The organism is Micromonospora tarensis, from assembly GCF_016803395.1.
In the GTDB taxonomy this organism is placed as follows: domain Bacteria; phylum Actinomycetota; class Actinomycetes; order Mycobacteriales; family Micromonosporaceae; genus Micromonospora; species Micromonospora tarensis.
Genome location: NZ_JAEVHL010000143.1, coordinates 1 through 16,735, shown reverse-complemented (window position 1 = coordinate 16,735; position 16,735 = coordinate 1). Strand labels below are relative to the sequence as shown.

Below are 16,735 nucleotides of genomic sequence, written 5' to 3'. Positions count from 1 at the left end.
CCCCGGCGACGCCGGTGCGGCCGTCGCCCAGGTCGACGTGGTCCTGGACGCCGAGCCCGGCACCACCGCGTCGGACCGCGCCATCGAGGCGCTGCGCGAGGCGGTGGCCGCCGTACCCGGCTCCGCGCCGCCGGCCGTCGCCGCGCCGACACCCCTTCCGGGGCGATCGTCGGCGGCTCCGTGGCCGCCACCTACGACTCCGACGAGGCCAACAACCGCGACCTGCGCCTCATCCTGCCGATCATCCTGCTGCTGGTCGGGGCCGTGCTCGTGCTGCTGCTGCGCGGCCTGCTCGCCCCGGTGCTGCTGGTGCTCACCGTGATCGCGTCGTTCTTCGCCAGCCTCGGCGCGGCCTGGCTGCTCTTCGACCACGTGCTGGGTTTCCCCGCCCTGGACAGCGGTGTGCTGCTGCTCGCCTTCGTGTTCCTGGTGGCACTCGGGGTGGACTACAACATCTTCCTGGTCACCCGGGCCCGGGAGGACGCCCGCAGCGCCGGCACCCGGGACGGGATGCGCTCCGCCCTGCGGGTCACCGGCGGGGTGATCACGAGCGCCGGGGTGCTGCTCGCCGCGGTCTTCGCCGTGCTCGGCGTGCTGCCGCTGATCACGCTGACCCAGATCGGCATCATCGTCTGCATCGGCGTCCTGCTGGACACCCTGCTGGTCCGCACGGTCCTGGTGCCGGCGCTGGCGTTCGTGCTCGGTGACCGCCTCTGGTGGCCCGGCCGGGTCACCCGTGACCTCGGCCAGGCCACCCCGAGGTCAGCGGAGCCGGTCGCCGCGCACGACTGACCGGCTCCGACCGGGTCAGTAGGACAGGCAGACGCACTGGGTCATCAGGGCCCGCACGTTGCGCACGTACGACGGGTTGGGGATAACCAGCGGCTTGCCCTCCTGCGCCACCGCCCCGTGCCCGTAGTTGTACGCGGCGATGACCGCGTTGAGCAGGCAGGAGTTCAGCTCGCTGGTGCACAGGGCCGGGTCGAGACGGAAGTCGGACTCGAAGTACATGTCGCCGATGTACTTGGTCAACCAGGCCAGGTAGGTGCCGCCGAGGTAGGCGTTGTCCCGGTAGTCGTCGATCTGGTAGCTCTTCTCGAACCGCTGGTTCATCCAGGTCGCGGTGTCCGGCATCACCTGCATCAGCCCGACCCCGCCGTCACAGGCGTAGATGTTCGACTGCCAGCCGCTCTCCTGCCAGGCGGTGGCCTTGAGCAGGTCGAGCGGGATCTTGATGTCCGGTGCCGAGACCGGCCAGTAGACCCGGTTCGCCGCGTCGGTCAGCGCCGACTTCACCTCGGCCCGGGTCGCCTGGGTGCCCCGGTAGGTGGGGCACTCCTCGGGGCGCGGCGGCTTCCGGACCGGCGGTGGAACGCTGGTCTCGATCGGCCGCCGGGGCACCGTGCGCGGCCTCGGCGCCGCGGCCGGGCGGGCCGGCCTGGTCGCCACCTTCGCGGCCGAGGGCGGTTGGCTGCTCGGCGACGGAGCCGTCGACGTCACCCGGGCCGCCGACTCGGTGGGCTCGTCGGTGACCTCGTCGTCGAATGGCACGACCGCCGGTGTCTCGGTGACCGCGACCGGCGCGCAGCCGGCTGCCGCGAGGTCTCCCCCTTGGGGCCACAGCCGACCAGCGCGCTCGCCAGCAGGAGCCCGGCCAGCGCCGCAGCGCCCAGCCGGCCGGTCCGTCGAACCATGCCGATGCCTCCCCCGTGTGAACGTCGCCGCACCCTAGCAAGGTTCGACCGGGCTGCGTTGCCCCGGCGACGGCGGCGTCGCCTGGTCGGTTGGCGGCTCCCGATCCCCCACCGCCCGGTCCCGGGTGGCCCAGGCGACCATGAACACCACCGTCCAGAGCACCCCGAGCAGCACCGCCGCCGCCGTCCCGCTGGCCGTCTCCAGCCCGAGGTAGAGCCGCGCACCGCCGATCCCGAGCACGCCCGCCGCGGCGGCGGTCCAGGCCGCCACCGCCACCGGCCACCGGGCGCTGCGCGACACCAGCCAGGCCAGGGTGCAGAAGCTCGCCGCGACCACGGCGTTCTGCGTGGAGAGCGGGGCGACCTCACCACCGCCCGGTGCGGTCCCGTCCGCCCCGGTCAGCTCGGCCACCACGGCCAGCACCACCAGCGGCACGAACGCGCCCACCGTGCCGACCACGCTGAGCAGATCCGCCCGCCAGGGTCGGTTGCGCCACGCCAGCACCGCGGCCACCAGCGCCACCAACACGATCAACACCGAGCCGCGTACCACCGAAACCACTATCAACGTGGCCTCCGCGGCGTCCGGGGTGCGGCGGGCGGCGAACCAGCCGGCGATGGCGCCGTCCAGCGCGGCGAGCCCGCTGTTGCGCACCGCCACGGAGAGCAGACCGGCGATGGCGAGCCCGGCGGCGAAGAGCAGCAGCAGCCCGGCGGCCAGGTTGAGCAGCAGCGTCCAGGCCGGCCCGATACGCATGGCCACCAGGAAGAACAGCACCCCGTAGCGGGCGTGAGCCAGCGCACCGGAGGCAACGCGCCGGCCCGGGACAGCAGCGCGCGCACCGGGTCGGGGTTGCGCCCCAGCCACCGGCCGACGAGCACCACCCCCAGCAGCCCGGCCAGCAGCAGCAGCGCCACCCCGGTGGCCCGGCCGAGCAACCGGGAGACCGTGTCGTACGACTCACCCGCGAGGTGCCCGAGCAGCACCGAACCGCCCACCCAGGTCACCACCCCACCCAGGTTCCACAGGGCGAACCGCCGGTACGACATGCCCGCCGCGCCGGCAGCCGGGCACCAGGGTCCGGGCGAAAGCCACCCAACGGGCCGCGAACACGCCCCTCCCGCCGAGGCGGGCGAGCATGGCGTCGGCGCGGCGCCACCGCTCGGGCCCGACCCGGTGACCCAGCCCGGCGCGCAGCCGGGGGCCGTACCGCCGCCCGGCGCGGAAGGCCAGCCCGTCACCGAGGACCGCCGCGGCGATCATCGCGAGCAACGCCGGCCCGAGCCGCAAGGTACCGTTGTAGGTGAGGAAGCCGACGAGCAGCAGGGTAGCCTCACCCGGCACGAGCAGGCCGAAGATCACCGCGGTCTCGCCCGCCACGATCAGCGCGGCGACCAGGTAGATCCACAGGGTGGGCAGACCCTGCAAGAAGGTCAGCAGGTCGTGCACTCAGGCCCCCGGGACACGGGAGCCAGCATGCCAGCCGGGGGAACCACCGGCACAGCGGTTTCACCATAGATCAGGGGCACCTGGGGGTGACCCCGACGCAGCCTGCGCGAGCGCAGGCGGAAGGATAGAGGGTATGCAGCTTCGCACCGACCTCCGCAACGTCGCCATCATCGCTCACGTCGACCACGGCAAGACCACCCTGGTCGACGCCATGTTGCGGCAGGCCGGCGCCTACGGTGCCCGTGGCGAGAACACCGAGCGGGTGATGGACTCGGGGGACCTGGAGCGGGAGAAGGGCATCACCATCCTCGCCAAGAACACCGGCGTGCGCTACCTGCCGGCGGACGGCTCCGACCCGGTCACCATCAACATCATCGACACCCCGGGGCACGCCGACTTCGGCGGCGAGGTCGAGCGCGGTCTGACCATGGTCGACGGCGTGGTCCTGCTCGTCGACGCCAGCGAGGGCCCACTGCCGCAGACCCGCTTCGTGCTGCGCAAGGCGCTGCGAGCCCGGATGCCGATCATCCTGGTGATCAACAAGGTGGACCGCCCCGACGCCCGGATCAAGGAGGTCGTGGACGACACCTACGAGCTCTTCCTCGACCTGGACGCCGACGAGGAGCAGATCGACTTCCCGATCGTCTACGCCTGCGCCCGCGACGGCATCGCCTCGCTGACCCAGCCCGCCGACGGCTCGGTGCCGGACGACAGCACCTCCCTGGAGCCGCTGTTCCGCACCCTGCTGGACACCATCCCGGCACCCGCGTTCGAGGACGGCGCCCCGCTGCAGGCGCACGTCACCAACCTCGACGCCTCGCCGTTCCTCGGCCGGCTGGCGCTGTGCCGGGTCCGCCAGGGCACCATCAGCAAGGGTCAGACGGTGGCCTGGTGCCGCACCGACGGCAGCACCCAGCGGGTCCGCATCTCCGAGATGCTGATGACCGAGGGCCTGGAGCGCAAGCCGGCCGAGACCGCCGGGCCGGGCGACATCATCGCGGTCGCCGGCATCCCGGAGATCATGATCGGTGAGACGCTGGCCGACGTCGAGAACCCGGTCGCGCTGCCGCTGATCACCGTCGACGAGCCGGCCATCTCGATGACCATCGGCACCAACACCTCGCCGCTGGTCGGCCGGGTCAAGGGCTCCAAGGTCACCGCGCGGATGGTCAAGGACCGGCTCGACAAGGAGCTGATCGGCAACGTGTCGCTGCGGGTGCTGCCCACCGAGCGGCCGGACGCCTGGGAGGTGCAGGGCCGAGGCGAGCTGGCGCTGGCCATCCTGGTGGAGCAGATGCGCCGGGAGAGCTACGAGCTGACCGTCGGCAAGCCGCAGGTGGTCACCCGGGAGATCGACGGCAAGACCTGCGAGCCGGTCGAGCGGCTGACCATCGACGCCCCGGAGGAGTATCTGGGCGCGATCACCCAGCTGCTGGCCACCCGCAAGGGCCGGATGGAGCAGCTGGTCAACCACGGCACCGGCTGGATCCGGATGGAGTGGCTGGTCCCGGCGCGCGGCCTGATCGGCTTCCGCACCGAGTTCCTCACCGACACCCGGGGCACCGGCATCCTGCACCACGTCTTCGAGTCGTACGAGCCGTGGTTCGGTGAGCTGCGCACCCGCAACAACGGCTCGCTGGTCGCCGACCGGGCCGGCGCGGTCACCGCCTTCGCGATGATCAACCTGCAGGAGCGCGGTCAGCTCTTCGTCGACCCCACCACCGAGGTGTACGAGGGCATGATCGTCGGGGAGAACTCCCGCTCCGACGACATGGACGTCAACATCACCAAGGAGAAGAAGCTCACCAACATGCGGGCGTCGACCTCCGACGAGACCGAGAAGCTGATCCCGCCGCGCAAGCTCTCCCTGGAGCAGGCGCTGGAGTTCTGCCGCGAGGACGAGTGCGTCGAGGTCACCCCGACCGCGGTGCGCATCCGCAAGGTCGTGCTCGACCAGCAGCAGCGCGGCCGGGCCGCCGCCCGCCGCAAGCACGCCGGCTGAGCCCACCAGCCCCGACACCGGGCGCGTCGGCCGCTCACGGCCGGCGCGCCCGTCTGCTGTCCCGCGACGGGTACCCGAGCCCGCCCGCCCTTGATCCGCTACGGTCACCGGCATGACCTGGGATGATCTCGACACCCACCTGGACCGGGTGCTTGGCACCGTCTCGGCGTACGTGGGCCGGCTCGACGCGCCACCCACCTGGACCCGCCACCCGGCCGCCGCCCACTACGCGGCGAGCACCATGAAGGTCGCGGTGCTCGCCGCGCTGCACCGCGCCGCCGAGGCGGGCACGCTGGAACTGGACGCCCCGGTTCCGGTCGTCAACGAGTTCGACTCCGCCCAACCGGGCGCGCCCCGGTTCTCCTGCGCCCAGCCCTACGACAACGACGACGCGGTCTGGGACCGGCTGGGCGGCACCGCGTCACTCCGCTGGCTGGCCGACCGGATGATCGTGCGCTCCAGCAACCTCGCCACCAACCTCGTCCTCGGGCACGTCGGGCTGCCCGCGGTGGCCGAGGTCTGGGCGCTCGCCGGCGCCCGCAACAGCGGCACCGGCCGGGGCATCGAGGACTTCGCCGCCCGCGAGGCCGGCATCACCAACACGGTCACCGCCGCCGATCTGGCCGCCCTGCTCGGCGCGCTGGCCACCGGGGCCAACACCCCCGGACGGCTCGCCTCGCCGGCCGCCTGCGCCGCCATGCTTGACGTCCTGCTCGCCCAGGAACACCGTGAGGATCTGGCCGCCGGCCTGCCCGAGGGCGTTCGCGTCGCACACAAGAGCGGCTGGGTACGCGGTGTGCGACACGGCGCCGGCGTGGTGCTGCCCGACGACGCTCCGCCCTACCTGATCGCCGTCTGCACCACCACCGAACCGGCCGACGGCGACGACGACGCCTGCCAGCTGATCGCGACCGTCTCGGCCCAGGTCTGGGCCGCGCGCCACCAGCTCTGACCCCGCACCCGCCGTCACTCCAGCAGGTGCGTCCGCAGCGCGCTGAGGTCCCCGTCGGTGAGGCCCAGCCCGGCACGCAGGTACCCGTCGAACGAGCCGTGCACCCGGCGTACCTCGTCGTAACCGGCGTCGAGGTACTCGGCACGGACCTCCAGCACCGGCAGCACCGCGTCGACGTCCAGCTCGGGCTGCCGCCGCCGCATCGCCTCGATGATGACCGCACGCAGGCTGTCGGTCAGCTCGTTGTTACGCAGGTAGTCGGCGCGGATGGCGGCCTCGTCCACCCCGAGCGCGGTCAACAGGATGACGGTGAGCCAACCGGTGCGGTCCTTGCCGGCGGAGCAGTGATAGACCAGCGGCAGGTTCTCCGGCCGACCGGCCAGCCGCACCGCCTCGGCGAAACCCACCCGCGCCGACTCACCGGTCACGAACCACCGGTAGATGGCCGCCATCGCCCCCACCGTGCCCCGCCGGGCCAACTCCGCGTACGCGTTCAGGTCGTGGCCGAGCAGCACCGCCGAGACGTACGTGAAGACCGGGTGCTCCGGGTCGTGCACCGGCAGACGCACCACCCGTGGTTCACCGGCGAGCCGGTCGGCCGGGGCGACCTCGATCTCGGTGGCGGCACGCAGATCCAGCACGCAGGCCGGCCCCAGCTTCGCGAGAACCGGCAGGTCCTCGTCGGTCAGCCGACCCAGCGCGGGAGTGCGGATCAACTGGCCGACGCGGACCCGCCGCCCGTCCGCGCCGACGAGCCCGCCCACGTCACGCGCGTTCGGTGCGCCCACCAGTTCCCAGCCCTGCCCGGTCATCCGGTCTCCCCTCCCGCCGTGAACCTGCGTATAGGGTGCCTGACATGACGATCTCGGCGGTACGCACCCACCGGGTTTCGGCCCCCTTACACACCCCGTTCGTCACCGCGCTGCGCCGCACCACCACAGTGGACACCCTGGTCGTCGAGCTGGTCGACGCCGACGGCCGGTCCGGCTTCGGCGAGGCGCCCCAGGTCTGGCAGGTCACCGGCGCCTCGGTCGCCGGCGCGCAGGCGTGCGTACGCGAGGTGCTGGGCCCACGGCTGATCGGCCGCGACCCGGACGACCTGGTCGCCCGCTGCGTCGAGGTGCAGCGCGCCGTGGTGGGCAACGAGGCCGCCAAGGCGGCCGTGGACGTCGCCCTGCACGACCTCGCCGCGCAACGGCTGGGCGTGCCCCTGGCACGGCTGCTCGGCGGCACCACGCTGCGGGTGCCGACGGACGTCACGCTCGCCGCCGGTGACGCGGTGGACCTGGCGACGGCGGCGCGGCAGCGGCAGGCCGACGGCTTCGGCGTGCTCAAGCTGAAGGTGGGCACCGACGCGGCCGGTGACCTGGACCGGGTACGCGCGGTCCGCGCGGCGGTCGGCACCGACATCCGCATCCGGCTGGACGCCAATCAGGGTTGGACGCCTCGGGAGGCCGTCCGGGTGATCCGTGGCATCGAGGACGCCGGGCTCGACGTGGAGTTGGTCGAACAGCCGGTGCCCCGGTGGGACCTGGACGGGCTGGCCTGGGTCAGCGACCGGGTCTCGGTGCCGATCCTGGCCGACGAGGCGGTCTTCGGAGTCCGCGACCTGGTGGAGGTGATCCGCCGCCGGGCCGCCGACCTGGTCAACGTGAAGCTGGCCAAGTGTGGTGGGCTGCATCCGGCGCGTACCCTCCTCGACCTGGCCGCCGCCCACGGGCTCGGCACGGTGGTCGGTTCGATGATGGAGAGCCAGATCGGCATCGGCGCGGCGGCGAGCCTGGTCGCCGCGTACGGCACCACGGCGGTGGCCGACCTGGACGCCGCGTGGTGGCTGGCGTGGTCACCGGTGCAGGGCGGGATTCGTTACGACGGCGCGAACGTGGTGTTACCAAACGCCCCTGGCCTGGGGATTCGCGGGCTGGCTGAAGCAAAGATGCAATCCAGCGGTTGATGGCCGTTGGTTTCTTTCATATGGTTTCCCTCGGACAGCCGACACGATCTGGGGGTTGACGTGGAGCTGCAACCGGGCCGCGGGGCCGTCGTCCGGGTCGCGGTGGCGACGCTGTGGACCTCCCCCGAGGCGGTCCGGCCGGTCGACCGCCCGGCCCTGACCGCCAGCGCCGACATCTCGGCCTGGGTCTCCGCCATGGACACCGACCAGCAGGTCGGCGACTGCGTGCTGAGTCAACTGCTCCTCGGCGAGCGGGTCCTCGTCAGCGAGCTACGCCCGGACGGTTGGGCCCGGGTCGTCGCCGTCGAACAACCGGCCGCCAAGCTGGACCCCCGTGGCTACCCGGGCTGGCTCCCCGCCGACCAGCTGGCCACCGTCGACCCGACCGACGCCGACCAGTCGTTGGTGGTGGACGCCACTGTCACCGCGCTGCACGCCAGCCCGAACGGGCCGGTGGTGCTACCCGGCGTCGCCGTCGGCACCCGCCTCGCCCCGGCCGGCCCGGCACGCGACGGCTGGCGGCCGGTGCACGTCCCGGGCCGGGCCACCCCGCTCTGGCTGCCCGACGCCCACCTGGCCGCGACGCCGGTCGCGGCGGCCACCGCCGAGCAGGCGCTCGCAGTCGCACAGCGGCTGCTGGACGTGGTCTACGTCTGGGGTGGCCTCTCCGCGCACGGCATCGACTGCTCCGGGCTGGTACACCTGGCCTGGCGTCGGTTCGGGGTGTCGCTGCCCCGGGACGCCGACGACCAGGCCGTGGCCACCACCCCACTGGCGCTGGGCGCGGAACGCCCCGGCGACCTCTACTTCTTCGCCCGGCCGGCCGCAAGATCCACCACATCGGCATCGTCACCGCCAACCCGGGCGACGGAGAGCAGCGCCGGATGCTGCACGCCTGCTACCGGCGGCGGCGGGTCGTCGAGGAGCAGTTGCCGGCCGAGCGGGCCGCCACGCTGGTCGGCGCACACCGGGTCTGACCGGCCGGGCGCGGTCGACACCCGGCCGGCCGGTGACCGGTCACCGTCGGGCGTCGGCCAGCTCGCGGCGGCGGTCCCGGGAGGACTTGATCAGGCTGGCGGCCGTGGCGACGCCGAGGGTGCCGATGATGACCAGCAGCGACAGCCAGATCGGGATGTGCGGCGCCCAACCGACGTGCTCGCCGCCGTTGATGAACGGCAGGTTGTTGTCGGCCAACGCCTCCAGCACCAGCTTGACCCCGATGAAGCCGAGCACGACGGCCAGCCCGTAGCTCAGGTAGATCAGCCGGTCGAGGAGTCCACCGAGCAGGAAGTAGAGCTGCCGGAGGCCCATCAGCGCGAACACGTTCGCGGTGAAGACCAGGTACGGCTCCTGGGTGATGCCGAAGATCGCCGGGATCGAGTCCAGGGCGAAGATCAGGTCGGTGGTGCCGATCGCGATCATCACGATCAGCATCGGGGTGAACAGTCGGCGGCCGGTCGCGTGGGTGGTGAGCTTCGCGCCGTCGTAGTCCTTGGAGATCGGCAATGCCTTGCGACTCCACCGGATCAGCACGTTCTCGGAGAACTCGTCCTCGTCCGGCTCACCCTGCCGGGCCAGGTTCACCGCCGTGTAGATCAGGAACGCGCCGAAGATGTAGAAGACCCAGGAGAACTGCGAGATCAGCGCCGCGCCGGCGGCGATGAACCCGCCGCGCATCACCAGCGCCAGCACGATGCCGACGAGCAGCACCTTCTGCTGGTACTGCCGAGCACCCCGAAGCGGGCCATGATGATCACGAAGACGAAGAGGTTGTCCACCGAGAGGCTGTACTCGGTGAGCCACCCGGTGTAGAACTGCCCGGCCGAGCTGGCGCCCGAGGTCAACCACACCCCGGCGCCGAAGAGCAGGGCGAGGCCGACGTAGAAGGCAACCCAGAGACTGGACTCCCGCACACTCGGCTCGTGCGGCCGCCGACCGATGATCAACAGGTCGACCAGCAGGACCGCGGTCAGTGCGACCAACGTCCCCGCCCACACCAATCCGGACACGTCCAACGTTCATTCCTCCGGCAGACACGCGGCGTCGGGCACACCGTACGCCCCCGTGGGGGCCGGTGTGCCGCTGTCGCTCACTCTGGTGACTGTCGGAGGTCTCTTCCGCCACCGACCCGATAGCGGGGCGGTGACCTACGGGGCCGGGTCGGGCCGCCGTGGTTCCGGCGATCGACCGTGCTGACGACTCCGTCGCGGGGGAATACTCCCCTCCTCGGTGACCATTGTTGCCCACCACGCGCCGTGATCACACCCCGGGCAGCCGGTGGTACCGGCCACTCGACACACCCGCTAGCGCTTCCTAGGAGGCTAGTGCACATCGGGTGCGGCGGTCGGGTCGCCGAGCGCCCAGCCGGCCGCGAGCAGGCCGTCGCAAGGCACGCACCGCACGGGCCTACCGCCCGGCGTGCCTGCCGGTCCGCCCCACCCCGGTGCGCCAGTCAATGATCATCAAGCCACCGCGGGGGTGCCGCCGACGCCGGAACAGACCCCGCGGCAGCGCCGACCCCGAGCGTCGTGGGAGGCTTTGCGGCATGGTGCTTGAGGTCGCGTTGATCGACGTACTTCCCGGACACGAGGACGCGTTCGCCGCCGCGTACGCCGAGGGGCACCCGGTGCTCGCGGGGGCAACCGGCTGCCGGTCCGTGCGGATGACCCGGGGGATCGAGTCACCGACCCGCTTCGTGCTGCTGGTCGAGTGGGACTCGGTCGAGGCGCACGAGCAGAACTTCCGGGCCACCGAACGGTTCGAGCGGTGGCGGGCGTTGATCGGGCCGCACTTCGCCGGGCCGCCAGTGGTCGAACACTTCCTCGACGTGCCGGCCTGAGCCGAGCTGTCGTACCCCTCGGTTATCGTGCCCCGCGCACGCGCTGGCCGCCGGTCCCGACGGGCTCGGGGGCGCCGGGCCCGGTGGCCGCGCGTCGCGCCACGGTGGCCGCCGTCACCGCGACCCTCACTCGCCGACGCGCCGGGCCAGCACGGTAACTGTCTCCTCCGGTGACAACGCGGCCGCCAGCAGCGACTCGGTCATCCGTTCGTAGCGGTCGACGTCGAGCACGGTGGCCAACCGGACGTCGGTGGTCAATGCCTCGAGCATCACCGTGCGCGGATCCGCCGGGTCGGGGAAGGCGTAGCAGGAATAAGGAGTGAGCGGGTGCAGGCCACCGCCCGCCACTCCACGCGGCAGCAGCCGCACCGTGACGTGGGACAGCCCGGTCACCGCGACCAGATGGCGCAGCTGTTCGCGCCAGACCTCCACCGGCAGGTCACCCGGGTCGCAGACGGCCTCGGCCAGCACCGCCGTGTAGCGCGGCGGGTAGGCCCGCCGCAGCACCTCCTGCCGCAGCGCCCGGGCCCGCACCTCGGCCTCCACATCGACCTCTGGCGTGAGCTGGGCGCCGGCCGCGACCAACACCCGGGCGTACGCGGGGGTCTGGAGCAGCCCCGGCACCACCGACGGCTGGTACTCCACGATCTCGGCGGCACCCGCTTCCAACTCGGCGTAGGTGCGCTGCCGCTCGCTCATCTCGCCAAGCGTCTTCCACCAGCCCCGGCTGGTCGCCGCGTCCCGGGCGATGACGATCAACGCGTCCCGGGCGGGCGTCGGTACCTTGTAGACGTCCAGCAGGTCGAGCACGTCAGCGAGGTCCGGCCGACTCTGACCCAGCTCGATGCGGGACAGCTTCGACGTCGACGCCCAGCCCAACCGGTCGCAGACCTGCTCCAGGGTCAGCGACTCACGCCGACGGAGCTGGCGCAGCTCTGCGCCGAGACGGACACGTCTAATGACAGGACTTGTTGGCAGCGGCATCCCGGCCTCCCCACCGAGGGAGACTACGCAGGACGATCACCCAGTGCAATAGTTCGCTCGCACACCGCAATCGGGGCATTCAGTGCCGGTCCCCGACCGAGCCCGCCCGCACGTGCGGTTTCCGCAGTTCAGGGCGCGTACGAGCCGCCCGGTCCCGGATCGGCCGGGCGGGGCGCGCTGCCGCCGGGCCGCGCTGACGCTGCCGCCGGGCCCACCCGGGCCGGCAGGTTCAGGGGCGGTAGGTGCCGAAGGACCAGATGTTGCCGGCCAGGTCACGGGCGGCGTAGTCGCGGGAGCCGTAGTCGGTGTCGAACGGCTCGCGGGTGATCTCGGCACCGGCCGCCCGGGCGTGCGCGCAGTGCGCGTCGACGTCCGGCACGGCCACGTAGACCGACCAGGCATCGTCGGCCGGGCGGGGCCCGGCGTCGGCCCGACCACCCAGCATGATCATGCCGGTGTCGAGGATCAGCTCGGCGTGCGCGACCGAGCCGTCCGGCGCCTCGTGCACGGCGTGTACCCGGAAGCCGAAGGCGACGCCGAGCCACTCGATCGCGGCCCGGGGATCGGGGTAACGGAAGATCGGATAGATGGTTCGCATGACCCGATTCTGCGGCCGGCGGCGCGGATCCGGATTGGACGAATGTGACCTCGGCGGGGCGCAGTCGCACCCGCGGCTCAGCCGGCCGTGGTCACACCGTCGTCATCGGGCGGTGTCACCAGGTGGCGAGCAGTGCGGCCGGCGTCGCCCCCGCGAACTGGCGGAAGTCCCGGATCAGGTGGGACTGGTCGTAGTAGCCGCAGCCCGCCGCCACCGCGGCCCAGTCGACGGCCCGCCCCACGCCGAGCGGGGGCACCGTGCTCCCCGCTCGCTCGGCACCGCCCGGCGCCTCCCGGTCCGGCCCACCCACGGGACTCGGCCCGACGCTCGCGTCGAGGTCGGTCAGCGCCGCGGAGGCCCGTTGGAAACGCAGCAGCCGGGCGGCCATCTTCGGCGGCAGCCCGATCTCCTGCCGGAACCGGGACGCGAGGTGCCGCCGGCTCCAGCCCAGCTCGTCGGCGAGCACACCGACGCTCCCCCGCCCACCGCCGGCGACGAGCCACCGCCACGCCCAGTCCAGCCGTGGGTCCACCTGCGGGGACGCCGCCAGCCGGGCCGAGAGCACCCGGTCGAGCAGGGCGAACCGCTCCGGCCAGCCGGGGGCCTCGGCGAGCCGGCCGCGCAGCCGATCCAGCCAGCGGCCCGGGAGCTGCCCGACCCCGACGGCCCGATTGGTCAGCTCGCCCAGCGGCAGGCCGAGGAGCCGGCGGGCGGTCAGCGGGGCGAGCAGCAACTCGACGCCCTCTCCCACACCCACAGTGCGCGTGGTGCACCAGCCGTCGAAGGTGCCGGCCACGAACGAGTCGACAGCGGTGACGCCGCGCTCCGCGCTGCGCGGATCGGTCACGTCCAGCGGAGCGCCCCAACCCAGGATCAGCACCACGAAGACGCCCGCCGACTCCCGGCGGACCAGTGGCACGTCGGCGCGCTCCCGGTAGCCCAGGTAGCGGTCGACGAACGGGCGCAGGCTGACGTCGGGCAGCCCGGGGACCAGCTCACCGATCGGTGCCGCCGCCGTCAACAGCGCCCGCCCTTCGGATGCCCCGGTCGCCCGGCCCGAGCGGCCGCCGGGCCGGGCCAACCGGGTGGTTGTCACTTCACGCCGGCGGCGTCCATGCCGCGCAGCTCCTTCTTCAGGTCGGAGACCTCGTCGCGGATCCGGGCCGCCAGCTCGAACTGCAACTCCCGGGCGGCGGCCAGCATCTGGTCGTTGAGCTCCTGGATGAGTTGGGCGAGGTCGGCGCGGGCCATCCCCTCCCGCGAGGTGGTGGTGGCCGCGGCCCGACTCCGGCTGCGGGTCTCCTTGACCGGCGCCTTGCCCCGGGAGAGCTGACGCACCGCGCCCCCGACCCGGGAGCTCTCGGTGTCCTCCGCCTCGCGGTAGATGTCGTCCAGGATGTCGTGGATCTTCTTACGCAGCGGCTCCGGGCTGATGCCGTGTGCCTCGTTGTGCGCGATCTGCTTGGCGCGACGCCGGTCGGTCTCCTCGATCGCCGCCGCCATCGACGGAGTGATCTTGTCGGCGTACATGTGCACCTGACCGGAGACGTTGCGGGCCGCCCGGCCGATGGTCTGGATCAACGACCGGCCGCTGCGCAGGAAGCCCTCCTTGTCGGCGTCGAGAATCGCCACCAGCGACACCTCGGGCAGGTCCAGACCCTCCCGGAGCAGGTTGATGCCCACCAGCACGTCGTAGTCGCCCTTGCGCAGCTCGCGCAGCAGCTCCACCCGGCGCAACGTGTCGACCTCCGAGTGCAGGTAGCGCACCCGGATGCCGTTCTCCAGCAGGTAGTCGGAGAGGTCCTCGGCCATCTTCTTGGTCAGCGTGGTGACCAGCACCCGCTCGTCGCGGTCGGTCCGCAGCTTGATCTCGTGCATCAGGTCGTCGATCTGGCCCTTGGTCGGCTTGATGACGACCTCCGGTCGACCAGACCGGTGGGACGGATCACCTGCTCGACGAACTCGCCCTGGGCCTGCTCCATCTCCCAGGTGCCGGGGGTAGCGGACAGGTAGACCATCTGGCCGACCCGCTCCAGGAACTCGTCGAAGCGCAGCGGGCGGTTGTCGGCCGCGCTGGGCAGCCGGAAGCCGTGGTCGATGAGCATCCGCTTGCGGGACGCGTCGCCCTCGTACATGCCGCCGATCTGCGGGATGGTCACGTGCGACTCGTCGACGACGGTGAGGAAGTCGTCGGGGAAGTAGTCGAGCAGGGCGTGCGGCGGGCTGCCGGGCAGCCGCCCGTCCATGTGCATCGAGTAGTTCTCGATGCCGGAGCAGAAGCCCACCTGCCGCATCATCTCGATGTCGTAGGTGGTGCGCATCCGCAGCCGCTGCGCCTCCAGCAGCTTGCCCTGCCGCTCCAACTCGGCGAGGCGCTCGGCCAGCTCCACCTCGATGTCACGGATCGCCCGCTCCATCCGCTCCGGACCGGCCGCGTAGTGCGTGGCCGGGAAGATCACCAGCTGGTCGACCTCACGGACCACGTCGCCGGTCAACGGGTTGAGATAGTAGAGCTTCTCCACCTCGTCACCGAAGAGCTCGATGCGGACCGCCAGCTCCTCGTACGCCGGGATGATCTCCAGGGTGTCGCCCCGGACCCGGAAGGTGCCGCGCTGGAAGGCCATGTCGTTGCGGGCGTACTGGATGTCGACCAGCCGGCGCAGCAACTGGTCGCGGTCGAGCTCCTGCCCGGCCTGCACCTTCACCGCCCGGTTGAGGTATTCCTCCGGGGTGCCCAGGCCGTAGATCGCCGAGACGGTCGCCACCACGATCACGTCGCGGCGGGTGAGCAGCGACATGGTCGCCGAGTGCCGCAGCCGCTCCACCTCCTCGTTGATCGAGGAGTCCTTCTCGATGTAGGTGTCGGTCTGCGGGATGTACGCCTCGGGCTGGTAGTAGTCGTAGTACGAGACGAAGTATTCGACCGCGTTGTGCGGCAGCAGCTCGCTGAACTCCTTGGCCAGCTGCGCGCAGAGCGTCTTGTTCGGGGCGAGCACCAGGGTCGGGCGCTGCAGGCGCTCGATCAGCCACGCCGTGGTGGCGCTCTTGCCGGTGCCGGTCGCGCCGAGCAGCACGGTGTTGCGGTCGCCGCGCCGAACCCGGCGCTCAAGATCGTCGATGGCCGCCGGTTGGTCGCCGGCCGGCTGGAAGTCACTGACGACCTGGAAGCGGTTGTCGAGCCGGGGAATGTCAAGCGCCATGCCATCAACGGTACGCCGGAGGTCCGACAGGAACGGCCGTCACGCCAGCTACGTGACCGGCTTCAATATTCCCATTGTGTGGCCCATGTCACCGGGACTACCCTCTCCATGTAGGCCGCTCGCGGCGGCGACCGGGCCGGCGGCCAGGCCGTCATCACGGCCGGCCACCCCCGGCACTGCGGTCGCAGCACCCGGCTCGTCCGGCGTGCGCACCGATGTGGTCGCGCTCAAGGCGCAGACCGGCCGCCGCGAGCGCCCCTGCTCGTCACCCCGGTGCCTCCCCGCCCGTTTCATCTCCGTGGACACCACTTCGACCTCGGCACCTGACACCGCACTGGGGAACCCCGCGCGAGCCGGGACGACCACCGCCCACGAGGACACCGCGGACACCGTCGACCCGGCCCCGGCCGGCCGGCGCCGGCGTACCGTGCTGCTGTTGCTCGGCCTGACCGCGCTGACGTCCGCGACGGCGCTGGTGTTCGGGTTGTTGAGCTGGGCACCCGACCCTGCCGAACCGGCCCGACCGCTGACCGTCGCGGAGCGCGAACGGCTCGCCGCGTTACGGGTCACCAACCTGCGGGACCTGCGTGCCGGCGTCCGCGTCACCGCCGGCGCCGGTGCCGGTGCCGGCCGGATCGAACTGGTGGGCTGGGTGGACTGGTCCCGGTCGCTGCTCTACCTCGACGTGGGCGGGCCGGGCGCGGGTGCCGAGCGTGGGCTGTTGCAGCAGAGCGGCCCGGTGCTGGTGATCCGGCCCGACCCGGCGGCGGTACCCACCCCCGCCGCACCGCCCCTGGTGCCTCCGGCGGATCGGTGGCGGCTGCACCGGCTCGCCCCCGGGACGCACCTGGCACCGGTGCTCGGTCTGCTCCTCGGGCTCGCCGCCGACCGTCCGGACGCCCGGACGGTGCCGGACGACGGTGCGCGCTGGATCGCCCGCGAGCGGCTGCCGGTGGGCCCGGTCGCACCTGGCACCGGTGCTCGGTCTGCTCCTCGGGCTCGCCGCCGACCGTCCGGACGCCCGGACGGTGCCGGACGACGGTGCGCGCTGGATCGCCCGCG

General features: G+C 72.3%; 10 protein-coding genes and 6 pseudogenes. 7 read left to right on the top strand and 9 right to left on the bottom strand.

From position 1 onward, the window contains the following. Positions 1 to 792, top strand: a pseudogene (locus tag JM949_RS23425) (MMPL family transporter); the annotation flags it as partial. Between the two features lie 15 nt (positions 793 to 807). Here the strand turns inward: JM949_RS23425 and JM949_RS39295 are convergent. After that, positions 808 to 1,551, bottom strand: a complete 744-nt coding sequence (locus tag JM949_RS39295) for a lytic transglycosylase domain-containing protein (protein ID WP_309232292.1) — start codon at positions 1,549 to 1,551, stop codon at positions 808 to 810. Positions 1,552 to 1,728: 177 nt separating this feature from the next. Next, a pseudogene (locus tag JM949_RS23415) lies at positions 1,729 to 3,144 on the bottom strand (DedA family protein). Between the two features lie 133 nt (positions 3,145 to 3,277). Between JM949_RS23415 and typA the strand changes: the two are divergent. Further along, complete coding sequence (gene typA / locus JM949_RS23410; RefSeq protein ID WP_203150483.1) at positions 3,278 to 5,146, top strand: translational GTPase TypA; 1,869 nt, start codon at positions 3,278 to 3,280, stop codon at positions 5,144 to 5,146. 112 nt (positions 5,147 to 5,258) lie between these two features. Beyond that, a complete protein-coding gene (locus tag JM949_RS23405) occupies positions 5,259 to 6,098 on the top strand; it encodes a serine hydrolase (RefSeq protein ID WP_203150482.1) in 840 nt (279 codons plus the stop codon). Positions 6,099 to 6,112: 14 nt separating this feature from the next. On the opposite strand, the gene JM949_RS23400 is transcribed toward JM949_RS23405, so the two are convergent. Next, positions 6,113 to 6,910 carry a tyrosine-protein phosphatase gene (locus JM949_RS23400; protein ID WP_203150481.1) on the bottom strand — a complete coding sequence of 266 codons (798 nt, stop codon included), beginning with the start codon at positions 6,908 to 6,910 and terminating at the stop codon, positions 6,113 to 6,115. Positions 6,911 to 6,954: 44 nt separating this feature from the next. Between JM949_RS23400 and JM949_RS23395 the strand changes: the two genes are divergently transcribed. Further along, positions 6,955 to 8,052 (top strand): mandelate racemase/muconate lactonizing enzyme family protein, encoded by a 1,098-nt coding sequence (locus tag JM949_RS23395; RefSeq protein WP_203150480.1) that lies wholly within the window; start codon positions 6,955 to 6,957, stop codon positions 8,050 to 8,052. A 338-nt stretch (positions 8,053 to 8,390) separates the two neighbouring features. On the opposite strand, the gene JM949_RS39290 is transcribed toward JM949_RS23395, so the two are convergent. After that, entirely contained in the window at positions 8,391 to 8,654 is a 264-nt protein-coding gene (locus tag JM949_RS39290; protein WP_309232291.1) for a hypothetical protein, read from the bottom strand. Between JM949_RS39290 and JM949_RS39285 the strand changes: the two are divergent. Continuing rightward, positions 8,578 to 8,811, top strand: a pseudogene (locus tag JM949_RS39285) (C40 family peptidase); the annotation flags it as partial. The gene JM949_RS39290 and the pseudogene JM949_RS39285 overlap by 77 nt on opposite strands. A gap of 258 nt (positions 8,812 to 9,069) precedes the next feature. Here JM949_RS39285 and JM949_RS23385 read toward each other — a convergent pair. Next, positions 9,070 to 10,067, bottom strand: a pseudogene (locus JM949_RS23385) (TerC family protein). Positions 10,068 to 10,597: 530 nt separating this feature from the next. Between JM949_RS23385 and JM949_RS23380 the strand changes: the two are divergent. Beyond that, on the top strand, positions 10,598 to 10,891 hold the full coding sequence (locus tag JM949_RS23380) for an antibiotic biosynthesis monooxygenase family protein (protein ID WP_203150479.1): 294 nt from the start codon (positions 10,598 to 10,600) through the stop codon (positions 10,889 to 10,891). Between the two features lie 126 nt (positions 10,892 to 11,017). Here JM949_RS23380 and JM949_RS23375 read toward each other — a convergent pair whose 3' ends face one another. From JM949_RS23375 to uvrB, 4 genes and pseudogenes are all read right to left on the bottom strand, one after another. Then, positions 11,018 to 11,875, bottom strand: coding sequence for a helix-turn-helix domain-containing protein (locus tag JM949_RS23375; protein WP_203150478.1), 858 nt, complete (start codon positions 11,873 to 11,875; stop codon positions 11,018 to 11,020). A gap of 229 nt (positions 11,876 to 12,104) precedes the next feature. Beyond that, positions 12,105 to 12,473, bottom strand: a complete 369-nt coding sequence (locus tag JM949_RS23370) for a VOC family protein (RefSeq protein WP_203150477.1) — start codon at positions 12,471 to 12,473, stop codon at positions 12,105 to 12,107. Between the two features lie 115 nt (positions 12,474 to 12,588). Then, a complete protein-coding gene (locus tag JM949_RS23365; protein WP_309232290.1) occupies positions 12,589 to 13,569 on the bottom strand; it encodes a helix-turn-helix domain-containing protein in 981 nt (326 codons plus the stop codon). Then, positions 13,566 to 15,673 (bottom strand): annotated as a pseudogene (uvrB, locus tag JM949_RS23360) (excinuclease ABC subunit UvrB). Before uvrB ends, JM949_RS23365 begins: the two are co-directional and overlap by 4 nt. A 205-nt stretch (positions 15,674 to 15,878) precedes the next feature. Between uvrB and JM949_RS23355 the strand changes: the two are divergent. Beyond that, positions 15,879 to 16,735, top strand: a pseudogene (locus tag JM949_RS23355) (hypothetical protein); the annotation flags it as partial.